The sequence below is a fragment of the Nocardia sp. NPDC004711 genome (assembly GCF_053601595.1).
Genome location: NZ_JBSGCB010000006.1, coordinates 31,214 through 50,870, shown reverse-complemented (window position 1 = coordinate 50,870; position 19,657 = coordinate 31,214). Strand labels below are relative to the sequence as shown.

Annotated in this window: 20 protein-coding genes; 9 read left to right on the top strand and 11 right to left on the bottom strand. The window is 67.1% G+C overall.

Features of this window, described 5'->3' with window-relative positions; all coding sequences use genetic code 11:
* The first annotated feature begins 6 nt into the window (after positions 1-6).
* On the top strand, positions 7-753 hold the full coding sequence (locus tag ACWEKS_RS07300) for a lysophospholipid acyltransferase family protein (protein WP_452339284.1): 747 nt from the start codon (positions 7-9) through the stop codon (positions 751-753).
* 64 nt (positions 754-817) lie between these two features.
* Here ACWEKS_RS07300 and ACWEKS_RS07295 read toward each other — a convergent pair whose 3' ends face one another.
* Positions 818-1,066 carry a hypothetical protein gene (locus ACWEKS_RS07295; protein WP_452339283.1) on the bottom strand — a complete coding sequence of 83 codons (249 nt, stop codon included), beginning with the start codon at positions 1,064-1,066 and terminating at the stop codon, positions 818-820.
* Positions 1,063-1,299: a hypothetical protein gene (locus ACWEKS_RS07290; RefSeq protein ID WP_452339282.1), complete on the bottom strand. Its 237-nt coding sequence runs from the start codon at positions 1,297-1,299 to the stop codon at positions 1,063-1,065. The genes ACWEKS_RS07295 and ACWEKS_RS07290 overlap by 4 nt, the downstream gene beginning before the upstream one ends.
* A gap of 479 nt (positions 1,300-1,778) precedes the next feature.
* On the opposite strand from ACWEKS_RS07290, the gene ACWEKS_RS07285 reads away from it, so the two are divergent.
* Together ACWEKS_RS07285 and ACWEKS_RS07280 are read left to right on the top strand one after the other, a co-directional pair.
* On the top strand, positions 1,779-2,660 hold the full coding sequence (locus ACWEKS_RS07285; RefSeq protein WP_452339281.1) for a helix-turn-helix domain-containing protein: 882 nt from the start codon (positions 1,779-1,781) through the stop codon (positions 2,658-2,660).
* Entirely contained in the window at positions 2,657-2,851 is a 195-nt protein-coding gene (locus tag ACWEKS_RS07280; RefSeq protein ID WP_452339280.1) for a DUF397 domain-containing protein, read from the top strand. Before ACWEKS_RS07285 ends, ACWEKS_RS07280 begins: the two co-directional genes overlap by 4 nt.
* 60 nt (positions 2,852-2,911) lie before the next feature.
* Here the strand turns inward: ACWEKS_RS07280 and ACWEKS_RS07275 are convergent, their stop codons facing one another.
* The 5 genes from ACWEKS_RS07275 to ACWEKS_RS07255 are packed head-to-tail and all read right to left on the bottom strand — an operon-like array spanning position 2,912 to position 9,078.
* Positions 2,912-3,526, bottom strand: coding sequence for a hypothetical protein (locus ACWEKS_RS07275; RefSeq protein WP_452339279.1), 615 nt, complete (start codon positions 3,524-3,526; stop codon positions 2,912-2,914).
* A gap of 38 nt (positions 3,527-3,564) precedes the next feature.
* Entirely contained in the window at positions 3,565-5,247 is a 1,683-nt protein-coding gene (locus tag ACWEKS_RS07270; RefSeq protein WP_452339278.1) for an ABC transporter family substrate-binding protein, read from the bottom strand.
* A 44-nt stretch (positions 5,248-5,291) separates the two neighbouring features.
* Positions 5,292-7,151 carry an ABC transporter ATP-binding protein gene (locus tag ACWEKS_RS07265; protein WP_452339277.1) on the bottom strand — a complete coding sequence of 620 codons (1,860 nt, stop codon included), beginning with the start codon at positions 7,149-7,151 and terminating at the stop codon, positions 5,292-5,294.
* Positions 7,148-8,101, bottom strand: coding sequence for an ABC transporter permease (locus tag ACWEKS_RS07260; RefSeq protein WP_452339276.1), 954 nt, complete (start codon positions 8,099-8,101; stop codon positions 7,148-7,150). The genes ACWEKS_RS07265 and ACWEKS_RS07260 overlap by 4 nt, the downstream gene beginning before the upstream one ends.
* A complete protein-coding gene (locus tag ACWEKS_RS07255) occupies positions 8,098-9,078 on the bottom strand; it encodes an ABC transporter permease (RefSeq protein WP_452339424.1) in 981 nt (326 codons plus the stop codon). The genes ACWEKS_RS07260 and ACWEKS_RS07255 overlap by 4 nt, the downstream gene beginning before the upstream one ends.
* A 260-nt stretch (positions 9,079-9,338) precedes the next feature.
* On the opposite strand from ACWEKS_RS07255, the gene ACWEKS_RS07250 reads away from it, so the two are divergent.
* Positions 9,339-10,139, top strand: a complete 801-nt coding sequence (locus tag ACWEKS_RS07250; protein ID WP_452339423.1) for an HAD family hydrolase — start codon at positions 9,339-9,341, stop codon at positions 10,137-10,139.
* 4 nt (positions 10,140-10,143) lie between these two features.
* Here the strand turns inward: ACWEKS_RS07250 and ACWEKS_RS07245 are convergent, their stop codons facing one another.
* Positions 10,144-12,186, bottom strand: a complete 2,043-nt coding sequence (locus ACWEKS_RS07245) for an N-acetylmuramoyl-L-alanine amidase (RefSeq protein ID WP_452339275.1) — start codon at positions 12,184-12,186, stop codon at positions 10,144-10,146.
* A gap of 319 nt (positions 12,187-12,505) precedes the next feature.
* Here ACWEKS_RS07245 and ACWEKS_RS07240 point away from each other — a divergent pair, with 319 nt between their 5' ends.
* The gene (locus ACWEKS_RS07240) at positions 12,506-13,927 is read left to right on the top strand and encodes a SpoIID/LytB domain-containing protein (protein ID WP_452339274.1); all 1,422 of its coding nucleotides are present in this window, start codon (positions 12,506-12,508) and stop codon (positions 13,925-13,927) included.
* Between the two features lie 17 nt (positions 13,928-13,944).
* On the opposite strand, the gene ACWEKS_RS07235 is transcribed toward ACWEKS_RS07240, so the two are convergent.
* Complete coding sequence (locus tag ACWEKS_RS07235; protein ID WP_452339273.1) at positions 13,945-14,445, bottom strand: MarR family winged helix-turn-helix transcriptional regulator; 501 nt, start codon at positions 14,443-14,445, stop codon at positions 13,945-13,947.
* Positions 14,446-14,552: 107 nt separating this feature from the next.
* Here ACWEKS_RS07235 and ACWEKS_RS07230 point away from each other — a divergent pair, with 107 nt between their 5' ends.
* The gene (locus ACWEKS_RS07230) at positions 14,553-15,491 is read left to right on the top strand and encodes an EamA family transporter (RefSeq protein ID WP_452339272.1); all 939 of its coding nucleotides are present in this window, start codon (positions 14,553-14,555) and stop codon (positions 15,489-15,491) included.
* A 29-nt stretch (positions 15,492-15,520) separates the two neighbouring features.
* A complete protein-coding gene (locus ACWEKS_RS07225) occupies positions 15,521-16,159 on the top strand; it encodes an NAD(P)-dependent oxidoreductase (protein ID WP_452339271.1) in 639 nt (212 codons plus the stop codon).
* A gap of 117 nt (positions 16,160-16,276) precedes the next feature.
* On the opposite strand, the gene ACWEKS_RS07220 is transcribed toward ACWEKS_RS07225, so the two are convergent.
* Positions 16,277-17,008 carry a S1 family peptidase gene (locus ACWEKS_RS07220; RefSeq protein WP_452339270.1) on the bottom strand — a complete coding sequence of 244 codons (732 nt, stop codon included), beginning with the start codon at positions 17,006-17,008 and terminating at the stop codon, positions 16,277-16,279.
* A gap of 284 nt (positions 17,009-17,292) precedes the next feature.
* On the opposite strand from ACWEKS_RS07220, the gene ACWEKS_RS07215 reads away from it, so the two are divergent.
* Both ACWEKS_RS07215 and ACWEKS_RS07210 read left to right on the top strand, forming a co-directional pair.
* Entirely contained in the window at positions 17,293-17,745 is a 453-nt protein-coding gene (locus ACWEKS_RS07215; protein ID WP_452339269.1) for a DUF4189 domain-containing protein, read from the top strand.
* Positions 17,746-17,858: 113 nt separating this feature from the next.
* Positions 17,859-18,614 carry a MerR family transcriptional regulator gene (locus ACWEKS_RS07210; protein WP_452339268.1) on the top strand — a complete coding sequence of 252 codons (756 nt, stop codon included), beginning with the start codon at positions 17,859-17,861 and terminating at the stop codon, positions 18,612-18,614.
* A 206-nt stretch (positions 18,615-18,820) separates the two neighbouring features.
* Here the strand turns inward: ACWEKS_RS07210 and ACWEKS_RS07205 are convergent, their stop codons facing one another.
* A complete protein-coding gene (locus ACWEKS_RS07205) occupies positions 18,821-19,639 on the bottom strand; it encodes a hypothetical protein (protein ID WP_452339267.1) in 819 nt (272 codons plus the stop codon).
* Between the last annotated feature and the right edge of the window lie 18 nt (positions 19,640-19,657).

The following is a 19,657-nucleotide window of genomic DNA, read 5'->3' as shown; positions in this document are numbered from 1 at the left end:
GGAACTGTGGAACCCGTCTATTACCCCGTCATCGGCCTGGCCCGCACGATCTTCGCGCTGCAGGGCCTGAAGTTCACCGTCAAGGGCGACGAAAACATTCCGGCGACCGGTGGCGCGGTGATCGCGATCAACCACACCGGGTACATGGACTTCACGTACGCCGGTCTGCCCGCGCGCACCACCGGGCGGTACGTCCGCTTCATGGCCAAGAAGGAAGTCTTCGACAGCTCCGTCTCGGGGCCGATCATGCGTGCCCTCAAGCACATTCCGGTGGATCGTGCGGCGGGAGCGGAGTCCTACCACGAGGCCGTGAAGCGGCTGCGCGCCGGCGAACTGGTCGGCGTCTACCCCGAGGCCACCATCAGCCGCAGCTTCGAACTCAAGGAGTTCAAGTCCGGCGCGGCCCGCATGGCCATCGAGGCCGGCGTCCCCATCATCCCCATCGTCATCTGGGGCGCCCAGCGCGTATGGACCAAGGGCTTCCCGAAGCGCCTGGGCCGCACCAACACCCCCATCTCCATCGCGGTCGGCAAGCCCATCTCCCCCTTCGAGCCCGCCGCGGCCCTGACCGAGCAGCTACACAAGACCATGTCGGAAATGCTCCTGGACCTGCAGAAAGACTACGTCCATGAGCCCGGCGCGTACTGGGTGCCCGCGCGCCTGGGCGGCAGCGCCCCCACCCTCGAGGAGGCCAACGCCATGGACGCCGCCGAGGCTGCCGAAAAAGCAGCCCGCCGCGCTCAGACCGAATAGCTCTCTCGAAACCGGACACGGCCCGTCGCGGGGTGGAGCACCCCCGTGACGGGCCGTGTCCCGTTCAGCGATCGCTCGCGCGGAACAACGGCCGTACGGTCTTCCTACTGCGTGCGCGGGCATCGAATTTCTCGAAATAGCTTGTGTCGTCGGTCTTTCCCCGACGCAGATGCGCGATCATGAACCGCTCGCCGTTCGACAGGGTGATTCCGTGGTCGGTGGCCCGATCGACTCGGCATTCGACTGCCTCTCGTCCGGTCACTCGAAAGCGAACAACCGCAGTTGGTTCGGCCCACGATGGCAGTTTGTTCACGGCCGGGAATCCCCCTTCCGGCCTCGCCCGCACTCGTCGAGCAGGTACAGCCGCAGCGCACAGCCCGCCCGTCGGCAGGCGTCGTTGTCGTGCGCTTGTAGGAGGGCCTCGATGTCGCGGTCCGAGAGCGCCACGTGTGCCGACGGTTTCGCATGCCAGGCCGGGTGGCGGCGAATCGATTCCTCGGGATCGCGCCTCGGGAAGTTTCCAGGGGCCACATAAGGATTCGTCATCTCATCACCCGGCCCGATGCCTGCCGTGCACCCGATGCCGATTCTCTAGCGGCACCCGACGCAGCTCGAAGCCACCGGCCACGAGCACCGGATCACCCGTCCTCGCCGGAGCGGGGAGGCGGTCGTCGCCGACGCTCCAGCGCACACCTGCGACGAGAACGACGCAGGAAGCCACAACGAGAAGAAAAGTCCATGTGTCCAAAGGCATTTCGACATCCCTCGAGTCAGCTCGTTCTGATCTTCGTATGAATTCAGGGCGTCCAGTTCGGGGGAGGGCGGTTGCTCCGGACGCGCAATCAGCTCACCGTGAAACCAACTGCCGAACAACGGAATTTGGAGAATTCACCAGGGTTGCTCCAAACGGCCAGCGTAGAATTCAGGGGCATCGATCACCCAATTCACCGCGCGTATCACCTGATTCAGGGCTGCTTGAAACGTCATCCAGGATGCGAGTGTTTCGCATTCACATAGGAGGGAAGATGTCTCAGAACGGGTCCACAATCCCACGCCGGCAACTCGGGAGGCATCTGCGCGACCTACGGCAGCGGTCCGGTCTGACGATCGCCAACGTCGCCAAGGCAATCGAACGGGGCGACTCCACCGTGCAGCGACTGGAGACTGCTGATCCTGCCGTGCGGATTCGACTCTGGGACATCGAAGCGATCTGTCGCGTGCTCGGTGCCGACGAGACGACTACCGAGGGACTGAAGGGACTCGCGCAACAGGCCAACACCAAACACTGGTGGCACGAGTACGGCGACCTGATTCCGGAGGACTTCGACGTATACATAGGGCTGGAGGCCGATGCGACGAAGCTGACCTCCTACGCCGAACTGGTTCCCGGATTGGCACAGACTGCCAACTTCGCTCGATCGCTTTTCGCGACGGTCCACCCCGAGGCAACTCCCGCCGAGATCGACCGCCGCGTCGAAATACGCCTGAACCGACAGGTGCTGTTCACCCGCAAAGCGCATCCGATCGAGGTGGATATGGTGCTGGACCAGGCTGTGCTGCACCGAGTTATCGGCAGCGCCAAAATCATGGCTACCCAGCTTCGGCACCTCGCCGACCTGAGCACCCGTGACAACTTCACCATCAGGGTTCTGCCCTACTCGGCCGGGCTTCCCCTCGGTGACCTGACTGGCCCCTTCATCGTGCTGGACTTCGGCGCCGGAACGGACGGCCAACCCATCGAGCCGACCGTGGTCTATGTTGAGAGTTACACGGGAGCAATGTATTTCACTGATCAGCGCGTGGTGGAGCGATACCGACGTGCCGCCGCCGAACATCGCAAACTAGCGTTGAACGAGCCGGCCAGCAGGGACCTGCTCCGTAAGACGGCAAGGGAGTTCATGGCGTGAACATCGACTGGTCCACAGCGCAATGGCGCAAGAGTACACACAGCGGCGGTAGTGGCGGCGAATGCGTCGAAGTCGCGTTCGCAGGCGGCCAGGTCGGAATCCGCGACTCCAAAGACCCCGCCGGTCCCGCTCTGGTGTTCGCTGGCGAGGACTGGGATGGGTTTCTCGCCAGCGGGATATGGAAGCGCTGAAGCAACTTCCCGGAGCGCATTCGCCAGAATGTCTGGGTGGGCACGCTTCTGCTGCACGGGTCAGCTCGGATCCGAGCCGCGAACGGCCGAAAGCCAGGTAGCCGTGGCCGCCGCCACCACGGTGGCGGCCACGAAGGCCATCGATCCGCCGCCCGCCACGTACACCCACAACAGACCCGCGAACGGTCCGACGACAGCGGACTGCGCGTCCAGCAATATCCTGCGCCCCGGCCCGGTCCGGCCGATCGCCTCGGGATCCGGCCGCGTCGGATTGTCGATCAGCCGCCCCACCGGCTCCGAATTCCGCAGTCGCCCAGAGGGATACACCCGCAGTTGGCCGACACGCACTGTTCGCCCGGCCAATTCGGCCGTGTCCGGTGGGAGCGTCACCAGCCCCGGGTCGAAATACACCGGCAGCCACAAGTTCTTCCCGCCGATCGTGAACTCCAGCCACGACCGGCTCACCAGCCGATGCTGCTGCCGCACTCGCCGTACCGCGACCTCGCGACCGTCCTTGATGGTGGTCAACCCGGCGGGCAGGTACCCGACCGCGACGGCGAACCGGATCCCGGTGTAGCCCAGAATGATCGCGGCCACCGTGCCCAGCATGGCCACCTGCTCCGAATCGGCGAACGGGACCCAGGCGAGGGTGATCGCCAGGGTCCCGATCGTCACGAGTGCCGGATAGGCCAGGGGGTGGCCCGTCCGGGAATTCACTTCAGGAAGCCGATTTTGGTGTAGTCGAGGCTGGCCAGACCGGCCGCGCCGTAGTTGGCGAGGTTGGCGCGAACGGCGAGATTGCCGGGCGACTGCATGAGCGGCATCGAATGGCCTTCGGCGAACACCTGCTTGTCGACCTGGTTCGCCAGGTCGATCGCCTTGTCAGGATCGAGTTCGGAGACGGTCTTCTCGATCAGGTCGTTGAGCTCGGGCGAGCCGACTCGGCCGTAGTTGCCCTGGATGTTATCGGGGTGGTAGCCCCAGATCTGGTCGATGCTGCCGAGCGGGAACAGGTCGCCGACCCAGCTCCAAAAAGCGATATCGAAATCGCCGGGCTGAATGACCTTGGTGAAGAAGTCCTGGCCGGGCTTGGTGTCGATGGTGAGCTTCACACCGATCGCGGACAGATTCTGCTGCATGATCTGCGCCATCTGCACCCAGGTGTCGTCGTTGTACATGACGTCGCGGATCTCGAGCTTGCGCCCGTCCTTCTCCCGGGTGCCGCCGCCGGCGGGCACCTTCCAGCCGAGATCGTCGAGCTCCTTGGCGGCCTCGGTGGGGTCGAAGGCGGGCGCGTTGTCCTGGTAACCCTTCTGCCCGGCCATGTAGATGTGGTTGTTCAGCGGCTTCGGGTCGTTCACCAGACCGCTCTGGATCGCGGTCGCGATGCCCTGCCGGTCGACGGCCTTGCTGATGGCCACGCGCAGCTTGGGGTCGGCGAGAATCGATCCGGGCGCGCCGTTGAAGGTGAAGTGCGACCACTGGTTGCCGGGTGCGCGGCGGATGGCGATGCCATCGGTGCTCTGCGCGGTCTTGAGATCGTCGCGGCTGCCGATGCCGACGGCGTCGATCTCATTGTTCTGCAGGGCCGGAATCAGCGCCTGGCTGTTGAGGACGCTGAACGTGATGGTGTCCAACTTCGGCGTCGCGCCCCACCACTTCGGGTTGTGGCCCAGGACGATTCGGCCCTGGCCGCGGTCGGTGGACTGCACGACGAACGGGCCGGCGGTCGTCGTGATGGCGTCGACCAGGCTCTTGTTGAAGGCCTCCGGCGTGCTGGTCACGGACTTGGGGTAGAGGAAGGAGTTGCCCGCGAACTGGCCCTTCCACTCCGCGAAGTGCTTGTCGAAGGTGATGACGGCCTGCCGGTCGTCAACCCCGCGCTCGACCTTCCCGACGCGGTCGAAGCCCTGGTTGTTGGCGATCAGGAAGTCCTTGTTCTTGCCGCTGAGCGCATTGGCCTGGGAGGCGATGTCCTCCCAGGTGATCGGCGACCCGTCGGACCAGACGGCCTTCGGATTGATCGTGTACGTGACCTGCTGCGGATTCGTATTCGTCAGCTGGACATCGGTGAAGTAATTGGTGTCGACGGACAGATTGCCCGCCGCGTCGGACACGAACGCGCGCGGCATCATCGACCGCTCCACGCCGGTGATCTCGATTTCATTGCCGTCGATGTTCAGCGTGTTCCAGTTCGCCGGATACGCCGAAATGGCAAGCCGCAGATTGCCGCCGTCCTTCAGGTCCGCGACATCGTGCGGGTTGATATCGCTGGTGGTGCCGAGTTCGGCCTTGCCCTGCGGGGAGGTGTTGTCACCGCCACCGCATCCGGTCGCCACCATTGCCACGGCGACCAGTGGGACCGCGAGCCTCGAGCCGATCGAGCGAATCCTCACCGGTTGCTCCTTCCGTCGGAGTATTGCTGGAACACTGTGCGCCCCTATCCCGAAACGACCGGGACCGGGACAGCGTCGATGAGGGCGCGGGTGTACTCGTGCCGAGGATCGCCGAAAACCTGCTCGGCCGCCCCGTATTCGACGATCCGACCGCTATACATGACCGCGATATCGTGCGCCAGATTGCGCACCACCGACAGATCGTGTGATACGAACAGATACGACAGTCCGCGCTCGGCCTGCAGGTCGCGCAACAGGTTCAGCACTCCGGCCTGGATCGAGACATCGAGCGAGGACACCGGCTCGTCGAGCACCAGGATCTCCGGATCCAGGGCGAGCGCCCGCGCGATATTGATGCGCTGCTTCTGCCCGCCGGAGAAGTCGGCGGGATAACGGTCGGCGTGCTCGGGGCGCAGGCCTACGATGTTCAGCAATTCCTTTACCCGCCGCTGGATTTCCTCTCGCGGGCGGCCGTCGATGCGCAACGGCTCGGCGAGCGTGTCGGAGATCGGAAGCCGGGGATCCAGCGAGGCCGACGGGTCCTGGAACACGATCTGCAGCTTGCGCCGAATCTCGCGCCGCTGGGCCTTGGTGAGGGTGGCGACATCGCTGCCCAGCACCTCGATCCGGCCGCTCTCCGGCGCGATGAGGTCCATGATCTGGGTCAGTGTCGTCGATTTCCCGGAGCCGGACTCTCCGACCAGGGCCAGCGTGCGACCCGACTTGATCTCGAAGCTGACGCCGTCGACCGCCTTCACCTCGCCGGTCCGGCGTTTGAAGACCACGCCGGAGGTGATCGGGAAGGTCTTCCTCAGGTCCGAAACCCGGAGTACCACTTGCTCATCGGTGGGTATCGGAGCTTCGGTTGGCGGCACCTCGCGTCGGTAGGCCGTGAAGAGGTCCGCGGTTCCGACTTCGGCGACGCGGATGCAGGCGGCGCGATGTCCGGGCTCGGTGTCCTGCAGGGGAGGTTCCGCCGCCTGGCAGTCCTCCACCGCGACCGGGCATCGCGGTGCGAACGGGCAGCCGGGCGGTAGCGCGTGCATGGCCGGCGGCGCGCCGAAGATCGGTACCAACGGTACGCGTGCTGGACCGTCCAGCCGCGGGATGGAACCCAGTAGACCCACCGTGTACGGCATCCGTGGCGCGTTGAAAAGATCTTCGGTGCGGGCGGTTTCGATGATCCGACCGGCGTACATGACCGCGACCCGATCGGCCAGCGTGGCCGCGATGCCCATGTCGTGGGTGATGAAGACGACGCCCGCGCCGGTGATGTCGCGTGCCTTGCGGAGCAGATTCAGGATCTGCTTCTGCACAGTGACGTCCAGCGCCGTGGTCGGCTCGTCGCAGATGATGAGCTCGGGGTCGTTGGCAATGGCGATGGCGATGACCACCCGCTGCCGCATGCCGCCGGAGAACTCGTGCGGGAAGGCCTTGGCGCGCAACGCCGCATCGGGGATACCGACCAGATCGAGCAGTTCCACCGCCCGTTGGGCGGCCTCGCGCTTGCTCATCTTGCCGTGTGCCAGCAGCGCCTCGGCGATCTGGTCGCCGACCCGGTACACCGGCGTCAATGCAGAGAGCGGGTCCTGGAAGACCATGGAGATCTTGTTGCCGCGCAGCGTGGAAAGCTGCCGGTCACCCATGCCGAGCAGTTCCTGCCCACGCAGCCGGATGGATCCCTGCACCCGGGCCTGATCCGGCAGCAGCCCCATGATCGCCAGTGACGACACTGATTTACCGGAACCGGATTCGCCCACGATGGCCAGGACCTCGCCGTCCTGCACGGTGTAATTCACTCCGCGCACGGCGTCGATGCGGCCCTCTTCACTCGGGAAGCTCACCCGCAGATCGGAGACCTCGAGCAGTGGCGCGGTGGTGGTCCGGTTCATCTTGTCGGTCATGCCGCGGCCTTTCCGGCGGATTTCTGTGTGGCCACCCGGTCCCTACGGCGCGATCGCGCACGTCTCGCGCTCGGGTCGAAGGCATCGCGCAGACCGTCGCCGGCCAGGAACGTGCACAGCACGGTCAGGATCAGGAATCCGCCGGCGAAGAGGAACAACCATGGGTACGTGAGAGCCGACTTGGTGCCCGAGGCGATCAACGTGCCCAGCGACACGTCGGGCGGCTGCACACCGAATCCCAGGTAGCTCAGGCCGGTTTCGCCCATGATCGCCGCACCCACCGCGAGAGTGGTGTCGATGATCAGGAAGGATGCGACGTTCGGGATGATGTGGGTGGTGATGACCGTCCAGGTGGATGCGCCCATATAGCGTGCGGCCCTGACGAATTCACGCTCACGCAGGCTCAAGGTGAGTCCGCGCACGATGCGCGCGCTGATCATCCAGCCGAAGCCGCCGAGGAGCAGGATGAGCAGCACGATGCTGCCGCTGCCCTTCGCGCGCGGTGCGAAGAGGGCGACGATGATGAAACTGGGGATGACCAGCAGCAGGTCCACCAGCCACATGATCGCCAGATCGGTCCAGCCGCCCAGCAAGCCGGCCACCGATCCCGTGAAGGCCGCGATCAGGGCGGACATGAGGGCCACGGCGAAGCCGATGATCAATGACTTCTGTAGGCCGCGCAGCGTCTGGGCGAGGACGTCCTGGCCGATTTGGTTGGTGCCGAAGGGATGCCGTGAGCTGGGTGGCTTGAGCAGCGCTGTGTAATCGAGTTGCTGGTAGTCGTATTTCAGGAAAGGCGGCAGCGCGAAGGCGAGGATCAGCATCAGGACCAGAATCGCCAGTGCGATGACCGCGGGCTTGTTGCGCAGGAAGCGGCGCACCACCAGCTTGCGCCGGCCTGCGGCCATCGGCTCGGGAGCGCCCTGGGCGATGAGTTCGGTTTCGGTCATGACGCACGCACCCTGGGGTCGAGAATCGCTGTGACGATGTCGGACAGCAACCCGGACAACAGGATCACCAGCGCGACGAACCCGGTGATGGTCACCACGGGATACAGGTCCTGGGCGGTGATCGAGTCCACCAGCCACTCTCCGACGCCGTGCCACCCGAAGATCTTCTCCACGAAGGCAGTACCGGTGATCAGCGCGCCGAAGCTGTACGCGAACAGCGTCGCCATGGGGATGAGCGCGGTGCGCAGGCCGTGCTTGTACAGCGCCCGGGAGCGGGTGAGGCCCTTCGCCCGCGCGGTCCGGATGAAGTCGTTCTGGAGTACGTCGAGCATGGCAGCGCGCTGATAGCGGCTGTACCCGGCGGCCGCGCTGAGAATCAGGGCCCCCGTGGGAACGATCATGTGCTGCAAACGGTCGACGAACTGATCCCATGCTCCGTGGACCGCGTTCGCCGAGGTCTCGCCGGTGTAGTAGAAGATCTGCTGCCCGCTGACCGTATTGATCTCGTACGCGCCGTATTTCAACAATGTCGCGAGCAAGAACACCGGCGTGCTGATGATCAGGAGTGAGAGCACCGTAGTGAGGTAGTCGCTGAACTTGTACTGCCGGATCGCCCCGGCCGCACCGATCAGCACACCGAGAATCGTGCCGATGATCGAGCCGACCAGGACAAGTCGCAGACTGACCCCGATGCGCCGTGGCAGCTCCTGGTTCACGGGCTGTCCCGCCAGCGTCTTGCCGAAGTCGCCATGCGTGACGATGCCGCCGACCCACTCGGCGTAGCGCTGTGGGATCGGCAGATCCAGTTTCAGCTCATCGCGTTTGGCGTCGATCACCGACTGTGGTGGGCGCGGGTTGCGATGCTCGAGGCTGTCGAGCGGGCGAAAGGTGAGGGACGCGAGACCGAAAGCGAGGAACGACGCCAGCACCAGCAGCACGACATAGTTCAGCGCACGTCGCAGCAGAAAACCGGCCATCATTCCCTTTCGGGGTCGAGTTCTGACCCAGATCATAGGGAGTGAGAACCGTAAACGCGGGGTACGGACCGCGGACGGCACGGCAATCCGTGTGTTATTGCGCGCGTCCTGGTGGCTGTGGGGGTTGGCGGGGTGGTGTGGTGCGGAGCGATGTCCGAAAGGTCTCTTTTGTACGGCGAGGTCCGGAATCCACGGGCGCACCGGTCGTGGCTCGAGGCAGGATGGAGTAGGTGACGCTCTTTCACCTGCCCAAACCCAAGATGGTCGCCTCCGATGTGGACGGCACGCTCATCGACCACCGTGAGCAGGTGAGCGCCCGCACCAAGGCGGCGATCAACGCCCTCCTCACGGACGGGGTGCCGTTCGTGCTCGCCACCGGAAGGCCGCCGCGCTGGATCGATCCGGTCGTCGATGGGCTCGGCTTCTCGCCGCTGTGCGTGTGCGGCAACGGTGCGGTCATCTACGACAGCGCCGCGGATCGGGTGCTGGACACCCGCACCCTGGATATCGAAACCCTCACCTGGGCCGCCGATCTGGCCGAGCGCCTGCTGCCGGGCTGCGGGTTGGCCGCGGAACGGGTCGGTTCCAGCGCGCACGACGCGGCCACACCGCAGTTCGTCAGTTCGCCCGAATACGAGCACGCCTGGCTGAATCCGGACGACACCCAGGTCTCCCGCGAAGAAGTCATCTCCGCGCCCGCGATCAAGATGCTGATCCGCCTACCCGGTGCGTCCAGTGCGGACATGCGCGCCGTACTGGACCCGCACCTGGCCGGCCGCGCCGACCTCACCTACTCGACGGACAACGGCCTGATCGAACTGTCCGCCCCCGGCGTGACGAAGGCCACCGGCCTCGCGACCATCGCACAGCGCCTGGGCGTCCAGCACAGCTCCCTCATCGCCTTCGGCGACATGCCCAACGACGTCCCCATGCTCCTCATGGCCGGTCACGGCGTCGCCATGGCCAATGCCCACCCCGAGGCCATCGCCGCCGCCGACGAGGTGGCCCCCTCCAATATCGAGGACGGGGTCGCCCGCACCCTCGAACGCTGGTGGTCCTGACCGTCTAGTTCGGCGCGGCCGCGGGGATGGGGGCGGCCTGGGCGGGGATGGACTTGCCGGGGATGGGGTCCTGGACCGCGCCGTAGTTCTTCAGGATGGTGGTGACGATTCCGGTGATCTTGTTGAAGATCAGGGCGCCGTTCTGGAAGTCGGTGCGGAAGCCGTCCTGGACCGGATATTCATTGCTCGTGGGCAGGCCGAGAAGGCCTGTGCCCGCGCCCAATTGCAGGAAGCGCTCCAGAATCTTGCCGACCACCGTGAAGATCTGACCGGTCGGCGAGGAATACACGTAGCCATTGGTGAATTGGCCGTACTGGCCGCCGTCGGCCAAGGCGATCGGTTCCGCTTTCGGTTGTCCCAGTGGGCCGTTCGCGCCGCCCTGATCGTTCCAGTAACGGGCCACCGGGCTGCGGTCGAGCATGTTCAGGATCTTCTGGGTGAGATCGGCCAGGGCGGCCAGATCCGCCTGGCCGTCGGCGTCGGGAGCGGGGGCGGGTTGCGGATTGCCCGCGTTCTGGCCGGGACGGACCCGCGTCGGACTCGGATCCTCGGGCGCGTTCGTGCCGGCCGCCACGTCCTCGGCGATCTGCCGGATCTTGTCCATCAGCGCGTAGGCGGCGTCACCCGGGCAGGTGGTGTTGCCGACATCGCGGTGCGCGAAGATGTTCGGCAGCTTGACCGCCTGTCCCAGAGCGTATTTCGTGTAGTCACTGCCCTCGGAGTACATGGTGGTCTGACCCTCGGGATCGATGCCCGCCACCTTGGCCCGCCAGCCGATGTACTTGCCGATCGCCTGGATGGACACGTCCGTCGGAGTCTCGTCCTCGTAATCGCCCATCAGCGCGACCCCCGCGGTATTGATATTGAAGCCGCCCGCGTGTGCGCCCTCGACCGGTTTGTCCAGGCCGCCGTAGCGGCCCTCGAAGATCTGCCCGTACTTGTCGACCAGGGCGTTGTAGCCGATGTCGCACCAGCCCAGCGTCTTCGCGTGATACGAGTAGATGGCGCGCACGATGCCCGCGGACTCGGCCTTGGTGTAGTCGTTGCGACCCGCGGTGTGGTGCACGGTGATCGCGGAGACGCCGTCGTCGTAGGTGGGTTCCTCGCAGCGCAGCGATTCGTCCGCGCCCCACTGCGCGCGGGTGATCACCTTGGGCCCGCCGCCGGGCAGCGGCGCCGCCACCGTCTGCAGGTTCTCGTCGATGCTGCCGCGGCCCGGATCGATCAGCACCGCGGCCAGCTTCTCCAGATTGATCTGCGCCGGATCGGCCGAACCGTCGTCCAGCGGTTTGGGTTCGGCGGGCGCGGCGGCCGGGTTGCGGGTCACCAGCATCTGCACGGTCTTGGTATTGCCGACGTAGATCGGCTCGGTGCCGGTGCGCTTGCCCGGCGCGGGATGGTCCCTGCCGTTCTCGGTTTCGGCGTCGTACCAGGGCCCCCAGGTGCCGTCGGGACGCTGGGCGCGGAGCTTGGTGGTGGTGCCGGCCAGGTCCGCCGCGGTGAGCGCGACCATGCTGAACGGGGTGTCCCGGGTCAGCTCCTTGACCTGTGCGCCGACCTTGTCGACCAGATCGGTGGGCACCGCACCCGCGTTCAGGGCGGGGGTGCGCAGGTCACCGGTGAGGCCGGGCACGGGATGCGGGCCGGGGGCGGCCGGATTGTCGGCGGTCGGGATCGGCGGCTCGGGGACCTCGGGCCCGGGTTCGGCGATGAAGCCGGGCGCGCCCGCGGCCGGGCCGGTCGGCCGGGCGGAACCGGGCGTGACGATGGTGGCGTTGGGGAGCGAGCCCGGGAGGGTGGGGCGGGTGACGTGCGGCCCGTTGTCGGACGCGGGCCCGACGGGCTGCTGCGGCGATTCGCTCAGCCGCGGTAGTGGAATCTCGCTGGGTAGTTGGACGCCCGGAATGAGATTCGGCGGGATCGGAATCGATTTGGGCAGCGGCAGCATTCGCAGATCGGACAGCCGCAGGTCGGGCAGGTCCAGCCCGGTGAGCTCGCGCAGCGGCAGCACGATGTCGGGCGCCGAGTCCAGGGCGACTTCCGCCATTTGTGCAGGTATTGCTGCCCAATTGCTTTCATCGGCGTTCCGGACATCTCGGGAATCGCTCAGCGCCAGAATGCCGACGGGAGCGGACAGCGCGAGGACGGTGATGACCGGGAGCGCATACGCGGGTTTCGGTCTGTGATAAGGCACAAGCATCTCCCATTCAGGTAAATCCGTCTAACCGCGCCCGGAGCACAAGCTTGCTACTTGGCGCATCAACGATCACACTAGTCCCTACTGTCACATTCCCTGAACGTATGGTTGAGGCTTAGTTTCGGGGTAACTCGAATGTAGCTTCGCCTCTCGACAGAACGGGTATGACATGCCGAACGGGTACCTAGCCAAGCGCCGTAGACGGCGCGGTCTGCTCACCCTCTCCCTCGCCGTCGCGGCCACCACCGGCGGCACCGCAGTACTGGTCTGGGCCTGGCCCGACAATGCCTTCCTCTTCACCGCCGGCGCCGGTCACGGGCGCGGCCTGAGCCAGAACGGCGCCTTCGACAAGGCCGTCGCGGGCTGGAACGCGGACCGCATCCTGGCCACCTATTACGCCGGAGCCGATCTCGCCGACGTCGGCCGGGCCACGGTCCGTGTCCGCCTCATGGAGCAGGACGACAAGAGCCTCGACCTCGCCTCCGACTCCGTCTTCTACGTCGCCGGCCGCCGCGTCATCCCCGGCCAGGCCGCGCATCTGACGCCCACCGCCACCGGCGCCGACGTCACCATCACCCAGGGCTGCGACGGAAACACCCTCTGGGCGGGCAGCACCGACGACCCGTGGGCCTACCCCGTCACCGACGGCACCGACCGCCCCGCCAACGAGCAACTCGAGATCTGCGGCGGCAACGCCTACCGCGGCGTCCTCGGCGTCGCCCTCGACAACGGCTCCCCCCGCACCGTCAACGAGGTCGACCTCGACGACTACCTCAAGGGCGTCGTCCCCGCCGAAATGGTCCCCGGCTGGGCCGACCAGGGCGGCGCCGAGGCCCTGCGCGCCCAGGCCATCGCCGCCCGCTCCTACGCCCTCGCCGAAGACCGCTACTCCTACGCCCAGACCTGCGACACCACCGACTGCCAGATGTACCTCGGCACCGACAAGGAAGACTCCCGCACCACCAGCGCCGTCGAGGTCACCTCCGGCCGAGTCCTGGTGCGCGACAACCGCATCCTGCGCGCCGAATACTCCGCCGCCCCCGACGGCGGCCTCCCCACCCCCGCCTCCGCCATGGAGGTCGGCCCCGCCCTCACCGACTTCCCCGCCGCCGCAACCCCCGCCGACCCCAACCTCCCCTTCCCCGACCCCCAAACCCAGCCCACCCCAACAGAATCCGACCCCGCCGCCCCCGCAACCCTGGACGCCACCACCACGAACCCCGTCACCCCGGGTGCTGCGACCCCGGACGCAACGGTCCCGACCTACCCCGACCCGGCCAACACCGTCCCCGGCGCCCGAACCCCCGTCACCCCGGGCAATGTCCCCCCGGCGATCCCGCAGCGCCCCACCCCCGACGACCGCTCACGGATCACCATCCCCCTGCCGTCCCCCGGCAGCGCCGACCCCAACTCCACGCCCTCCAACCCCCGCACCGCCCCGGCCCCAGCGAGCTCGGGCCCGGCCAATCTGGTGATCCGGACCGCGACTCCGGCCCCCCGGCCCGCCTCCACCCCCAACCCGCCATCCTCGTCGGACCCAGTCCCGGCCAACGCTCCGGCGCAACCGATCCCTCCTGCCTTGGCGCACTAGCGGTTTCGTCCAGTAGTTCAGTCCAATGACAGGTCGCCGAGGGATTCGGCGAACTTGCGGAGTAGGGGGATGAGGGTTTCGCGGTCGGCCGGGGAGAGGTCGGCTAGGAGGCGTTGTTCGTTTTCCATGTGTAAAGGGAGGATTCGGTCGATCAGGGCTCGGCCGGAGTCGGTCAGGTGGACTTGGATGGCTCGGCGGTCCTTGGGGTCGGGGACGCGTTCGACCCAGCCTTTGGCGGTGAGGCGGTCGATGCGGTTGGTGATCGCGCCGGAGGTGATCATGGCGGCCTTGTTGAGGGCGCCTGCGCTGAGGCCGGATTCGTTGCCGGAGCGGCGGAGGGTGGCGAGGACGTCGAATTCCCAGCGTTCCAGGCCGTGGGTGCGGAAGAAGTCGGAGAGCTCGCGGTCGACGATGCGGCCCAGGCGGGCGAGGCGCCCGAAGATCTCCATGGGGGAGGTGTCGACGTCGGGGCGCTGCTGACGCCAGGCGGCGGTGATCTGGTCGACGGCGTCGGGCACCGGCGGTCTCCTCTCGGGGCGGAATAAATCTCAACATTGAGATACTTGACGGTGAGGTATCTAGATGATGTTATCTCAACGTTGAGATTATCAATGAGGAGCTATCGATGACCACCGCACGCGCCGGAGCCGCCGGACTCGCCGGGACGCTCGCCCTGACCGGGCTCGCGCCACTGGTCTGGGGGTCGACCTACGCCGTCACCACGACGTTCCTGCCGCCCGAGCGGCCCATGTTCACCGCGCTCATGCGGGTGCTGCCCGCGGGGCTGCTGTTGCTCGCCATCACGCGGAAACTGCCGCACGGGCAATGGATTCCACGCGCGCTGGTGCTGGGCGGGCTGAACATCGGAGTATTCACCGCGCTGTTGTTCGTGGCCGCCTATCGGCTGCCGGGCGGGGTGGCGGCGGTGCTCGCCGCGGCCGCGCCGCTGTTCGCGGTCGGTTTCGCCGCCCTCGGCCTCAATGAGCGGCTCACCGTGCGCAAGGTGGCGGCGGCGCTGATCGGGCTGGCCGGCGTGGCACTCGTAGTACTCAGGGCCACAGCCACTCTCGACACGCTCGGCATCATCGCCGGGCTGGTGGCCGCCATCGCCATGGCGGGGGGCACAGTGCTGACCAAGCGCTGGGGACGGCCCGAGGGCATCGGCCCGCTGGCCATGACGGGCTGGCAGCTCACCGCCGGCGGACTCCTGCTGCTACCGGTCGCCGCCATCGCTGAGGGCGCGCCGCCCGCGCTGGACGGCCGGGCCATCGGCGGCTACCTCTACCTCGGCCTGATCGGCACCGCCGCCGCGTACGCGCTGTGGTTCCGCGGCATCGCCAAGGCCAATGCCACCTCGGTGGCCTTCCTCGGCCTGCTCAGCCCGCTGTCGGCGGCTGTCATCGGCTGGGCCGCGCTCGGTCAGGCGCTGGCCCCGCTGCAGATCCTGGGCATGGCCATCGCGCTGGGCGGCACCCTGCTCGGCCAGACCGGATCCGCGCCCCGCACAACGGAACCCGCGCCGCAGACCGATGACGACACTCCCAAGAACCGCGTCGCGGCGTGATTCGAACCCTCGATAAGGAGCGAAAGACCATGCAGATCACAGTGTTCGGAGCGAGTGGAGATGCCGGGAGCCGGGTCGTGGCCGAGGCGTTGAGCCGGGGCCACCGGGTGCGGGCGGTCGCGCGCACCGCCGAGCGGCTGCGGGAGCTGCCCGCAGAGGTCGAGGTGTGGACCGGCAATGCCGCCGATCCCGCCGATGTCGAGAAGGCGGCGGCCGGCAGCGATGTCGTGGTCAGTGCGACCCGCCCGGCCCCGGGCCGCGAGCACGAACTGGCCGAGGTCGCCGCCGCGCTGCTGGAGGGCCTGGCGGACAGCGGGATTCGGCTGCTGGTGATCGGCGGCGCGGGCAGCCTCACCGTCGCGGGGACCGGCAAGACCGTCACCGAGCAGCCGGGCTTCCCGGCCGAGCTGGTGCCCATCGCCGAGGGTGGCAGCCGCCAGCTCGAGGTGTTCCGGACGACCCCGCACGCGGTCAACTGGGCCTACGTCAGCCCGGCCGCACTGTTCGAACCCGGCGAGCGCACCGGCGCCTACCGCCTCGGCCGGGACGACCTGCTCACCGACGACCAGGGCGATTCCTCGATCTCCATGGAGGACATGGCCATCGCCGTGCTCGACGAGATCGAGCAGCCCGCGCACCACCGGACCCGGTTCACCGTCGGCTACTGAAAGATTCACCGCCGGCTACCGAGAAACCGCACGGCACAACCGAATACCTGTCGAATGCGCCGCGGGGCGTGACCGGAGGACCCGGTCACGCCCCGCGGCGTAGAACTGTCTCGGAGATCAGGCGACGTGGAAGCCCGCGCCCGCTCCGCCGTGCCGGTCGATATCCGCCAGCACGGTGCTGATGTTGGTGGCCAGCTCCGGCTCGTGGATCAGGTTGCCGCCGCCGGTGCACAGCGGCAGCTCGATGCTGACCGGCCCGGCGTCGAAGTCGGTGCCCGCCACCACCATGCCGATCAGCTGGTCGCCGCGCAGCACCGGCGCGCCGGAGTCACCGTGGTTGGCGCACACCTGGCTGCGGAAGTAGGTGGACTTGGTCTCCCAGACCGGGCCGCAGGTGAAGCCGGTGGTGCGGCCGTTCTTGCAGACGTTCTCGCCGATCTGCGGCGGCGCGCCGACCGAATTGATGACCGACTGCGCGACCTGACGGGTCGGGTTCACCCGGTCCGGGTTGAACACGATGATGCCCCAGTCCATCTCCTCGCTCTTCTCGGCGACGACGCCGATGCCCCCGGAGCGGGTGTACTCGGCCGCGACGCGCGCGCCGACCTCGCCGCAGTGGCCGGCGGTCAGGCCCACGAGTTGGTTCTTGTTGTCGTAGCCGATGGCGGTGATGGTGCAGTCGTTGACCGAGCTGGAGTCGGTGAGGTCCTCGACATAGACGCCGGAACCACCGCCGAGCACCACCGGTGCGGCCGCGTCCGCGGGCCCGGCGAGCAGGAGCGTGGAGCTCACGGCGGTGGCGGCCACGGCCGCCCAGGACAGAACTCGGGCGCGGCCCGCAGACAACATTGGGTTTTCCTCATCCCCCGAATATCGAAATTCGTGCGCGCGCGGAAATCGGGAGTCCGGTAGCGCGCGCGTGGAGCATGTCACGCCCGCCTACCCGGCGCAAGTCACGTCCGGCCCGACCGATTCGATGGCCTATTCGGAACGCTTTGCGCGGCAGTCGGTTCCGGCGCGAAACCGACTTGGCCGTGTCGGTGGCCCGTGATAGAACTCCGGCAGTGGTGATCGCACCACGGGAGTGCAACCGGAGCGGCCATTTTCGCCGCTGCCGAATGGGGAGAATTCCAATGGCTTTTTCGGGCAAACTCGCCCTGACCATGTTCGTTTCCGCTGCCGCGGTGCTGGTTTCGACGGTGGGGGCCGGCACCGCGAGCGCCGAGCGCGGACCGGACGGCTCGCTGTACGGCTCGCTCGCGATGAGCACCGACGGCGGCACCTTCTACGGCGCGGCCTGGAACTACCCGAGCTGGGGCGGCTCCGACGCCGACGCGCTGGGCCAGTGCGGGCACCGCGGCTGCAAGATCATGGTGCAGTTCCGGGACGGCTGCGGCGCCATCGCCGAGAGCGACGACCACACCTACTACTACGGCGGTTCGGGCAGCAACCGCGCCGACGCCGAGCAGGACGCCATGACCCGGCTGACCAACTGGATGCCCTCGCCGCCGGCCATGTTCGGCAGCTCGGCCCCGCCGAAGCAGTCCGTGCACATCCGCTACAGCCAGTGCACCGACGGCGCGTAGCCCGTCGTCCGCGCCCCGGACGGGCGCATACTGGTCGAGGCTTGACCTTGACGCAACGTCAACTTGCATCCTGAATTCGTCGAGGAGAACGAGGGGAAACGAAAGGCCCGAACGTGGCAGCCGAATGGTCCATCCAGGAATTGGCCAAAGTCGCCCGAACCACCAGCCGCACCCTGCGGCATTACGGTGACCTCGGGCTGCTGCCGCCCAGCCGGATCGGATCCAACGGCTATCGCTATTACGACCAGGAATCCCTCGTACGGTTGCAGCGCATCCTTTTGCTCCGGGAACTCGGCCTGGGCCTGCCGGCCATCGCCGAAGTCCTCGCCGGGCAAAAGGACACCGCTGCCGCCCTGCGCACCCATCTGGAATTGCTGAAACACGAGCAGGACCGGATCGCGCGGCAAATCACCTCGGTGCAAACCACATTGCGCAAAACGGAAGCAGGTGAGCAACTGATGGCGAACGAGGTATTCGAAGGATTCGACCACGCCCAGTACCGGGACGAGGTCATCGAACGCTGGGGCAAGGACGCCTGGGAGAGTGGCAACCGCTGGTGGAACTCCATGAGCGAGGCCGAAAAGAAGGCCCACCTTCAGACCCACGTGGATATCGCCGCCGACTATGGCCGCGCCCACTCGGACGGAATCCCGGTCGACAGCGACGAGGTACAGGCGATCGTGCAGCGCCACTACGACTGGCTCGGTACGACTCCGACCGGCGGACCCGTCAGCGCCCAGTACTTCAACGGTCTCGGTGACATGTACGTAGCCGACCCGCGATTCGCGAAGAACTACGACAAGCACGGCGAGGGAACCGCCGAGTACGTCCGCGACGCGATGCGGGTGTACGCCGACACTCGGCTGTAGCCGGAAAACCCGCCGCCGCAGCTCCGCGAATCGCGGTGCAGCATCGCGCCGGTCGTACTCGCGTGCCTCTCCGACGTCATGCGCGTGTCTACGTCCCACGCCGGACGCGGGCGGTCAGCCGACGCGCCGACGTGTGCAGCGACCGACTCGGAAAGCGAACAGCCGCACGGTCGTTCGGCCGGGCGGCTGTTCGTGCTGTCGGTGGATCAGGCCGCGCACACGGACTGCATGACACCGCGCAGGATCGGCGCCCCGTAGGTGGCGGGCGCGAAGGCGATGGTCTGGGCGATGCCCAGCGGAGTCGTGATGGTCGAGGCCACACCGGTGAATCCGGCGATCGTGTTGCCGACGGTGAGCAGCAGGCTGGTGGTGTCGAGCGCGAAGGTGATGAGCGCGAAGACGTTCTCCACCTTCACATCCGCCAGGGGCACGGTGTTGAGGGCGCGGCCCTCGTAGATGTCGAAGCCCAGGTTGGCCAGGAAGGTGAGCGGGCCGTAGTCCAGCGCGTCCACGATCGGTCCGAGCTGCTCGGTACGGCGCAGCATCATCACGTCGGCGACCCGGTTGCTCTGCAGGAAGCCTTGCAGCGCATCGGCATTGGCGTTCACGGCGGCCGGGTCGACGGGCAGCCCGGCGGCGGTGGTGAGGAAGTTGCGGGTGCGCTCGACCAGTTCGGAGGTCTTCAGCTCGGCCAGCGGGGTGCAGCTGCCGTCGGCCTTGACCAGCTGGTTGGCCAGGTCGATGAGCGGCTGCGGCACGTCCACGTGCTCATCGGGCAGATCGAGTCGCAGCTTCTGGTAGACGCCGTTGGCTCCGCAGCCCACCGACAGCTGCGACTGCACCGCCCGCGCCAGCGACTTCACGCCGTTGAACAGCGCGCCCACGACGGGCTTGAGCACGAAGCCGACGGTCGGCACCAGGCTGGCGGCGAACTGGGCCGGGATCTTCACGATCCGGGTGGCCAGGATGAAGACCTCGACCACGTCGCGCACCTTCAGCTGCGAGAGCGCGATGGTCTGGTGCACCTGCCCGGTCCTGAGGGC

Coding starts and splice junctions, on each gene's coding strand:
- ACWEKS_RS07290 (WP_452339282.1), bottom strand. CDS start 1,299: ATGACGAATCCTTATGTGGCCCCTGGAAACTTCCCGAGGCGCGATCCC.
- ACWEKS_RS07255 (WP_452339424.1), bottom strand. CDS start 9,078: ATGGCCGGTTTTCTGCTGCGACGTGCGCTGAACTATGTCGTGCTGCTG.
- ACWEKS_RS07250 (WP_452339423.1), top strand. CDS start 9,339: ATGGTCGCCTCCGATGTGGACGGCACGCTCATCGACCACCGTGAGCAG.
- ACWEKS_RS07265 (WP_452339277.1), bottom strand. CDS start 7,151: ATGACCGACAAGATGAACCGGACCACCACCGCGCCACTGCTCGAGGTC.
- ACWEKS_RS07225 (WP_452339271.1), top strand. CDS start 15,521: ATGCAGATCACAGTGTTCGGAGCGAGTGGAGATGCCGGGAGCCGGGTC.
- ACWEKS_RS07285 (WP_452339281.1), top strand. CDS start 1,779: ATGTCTCAGAACGGGTCCACAATCCCACGCCGGCAACTCGGGAGGCAT.
- ACWEKS_RS07245 (WP_452339275.1), bottom strand. CDS start 12,186: ATGGCGGAAGTCGCCCTGGACTCGGCGCCCGACATCGTGCTGCCGCTG.
- ACWEKS_RS07240 (WP_452339274.1), top strand. CDS start 12,506: ATGCCGAACGGGTACCTAGCCAAGCGCCGTAGACGGCGCGGTCTGCTC.
- ACWEKS_RS07220 (WP_452339270.1), bottom strand. CDS start 17,008: ATGTTGTCTGCGGGCCGCGCCCGAGTTCTGTCCTGGGCGGCCGTGGCC.
- ACWEKS_RS07260 (WP_452339276.1), bottom strand. CDS start 8,101: ATGACCGAAACCGAACTCATCGCCCAGGGCGCTCCCGAGCCGATGGCC.
- ACWEKS_RS07215 (WP_452339269.1), top strand. CDS start 17,293: ATGGCTTTTTCGGGCAAACTCGCCCTGACCATGTTCGTTTCCGCTGCC.
- ACWEKS_RS07230 (WP_452339272.1), top strand. CDS start 14,553: ATGACCACCGCACGCGCCGGAGCCGCCGGACTCGCCGGGACGCTCGCC.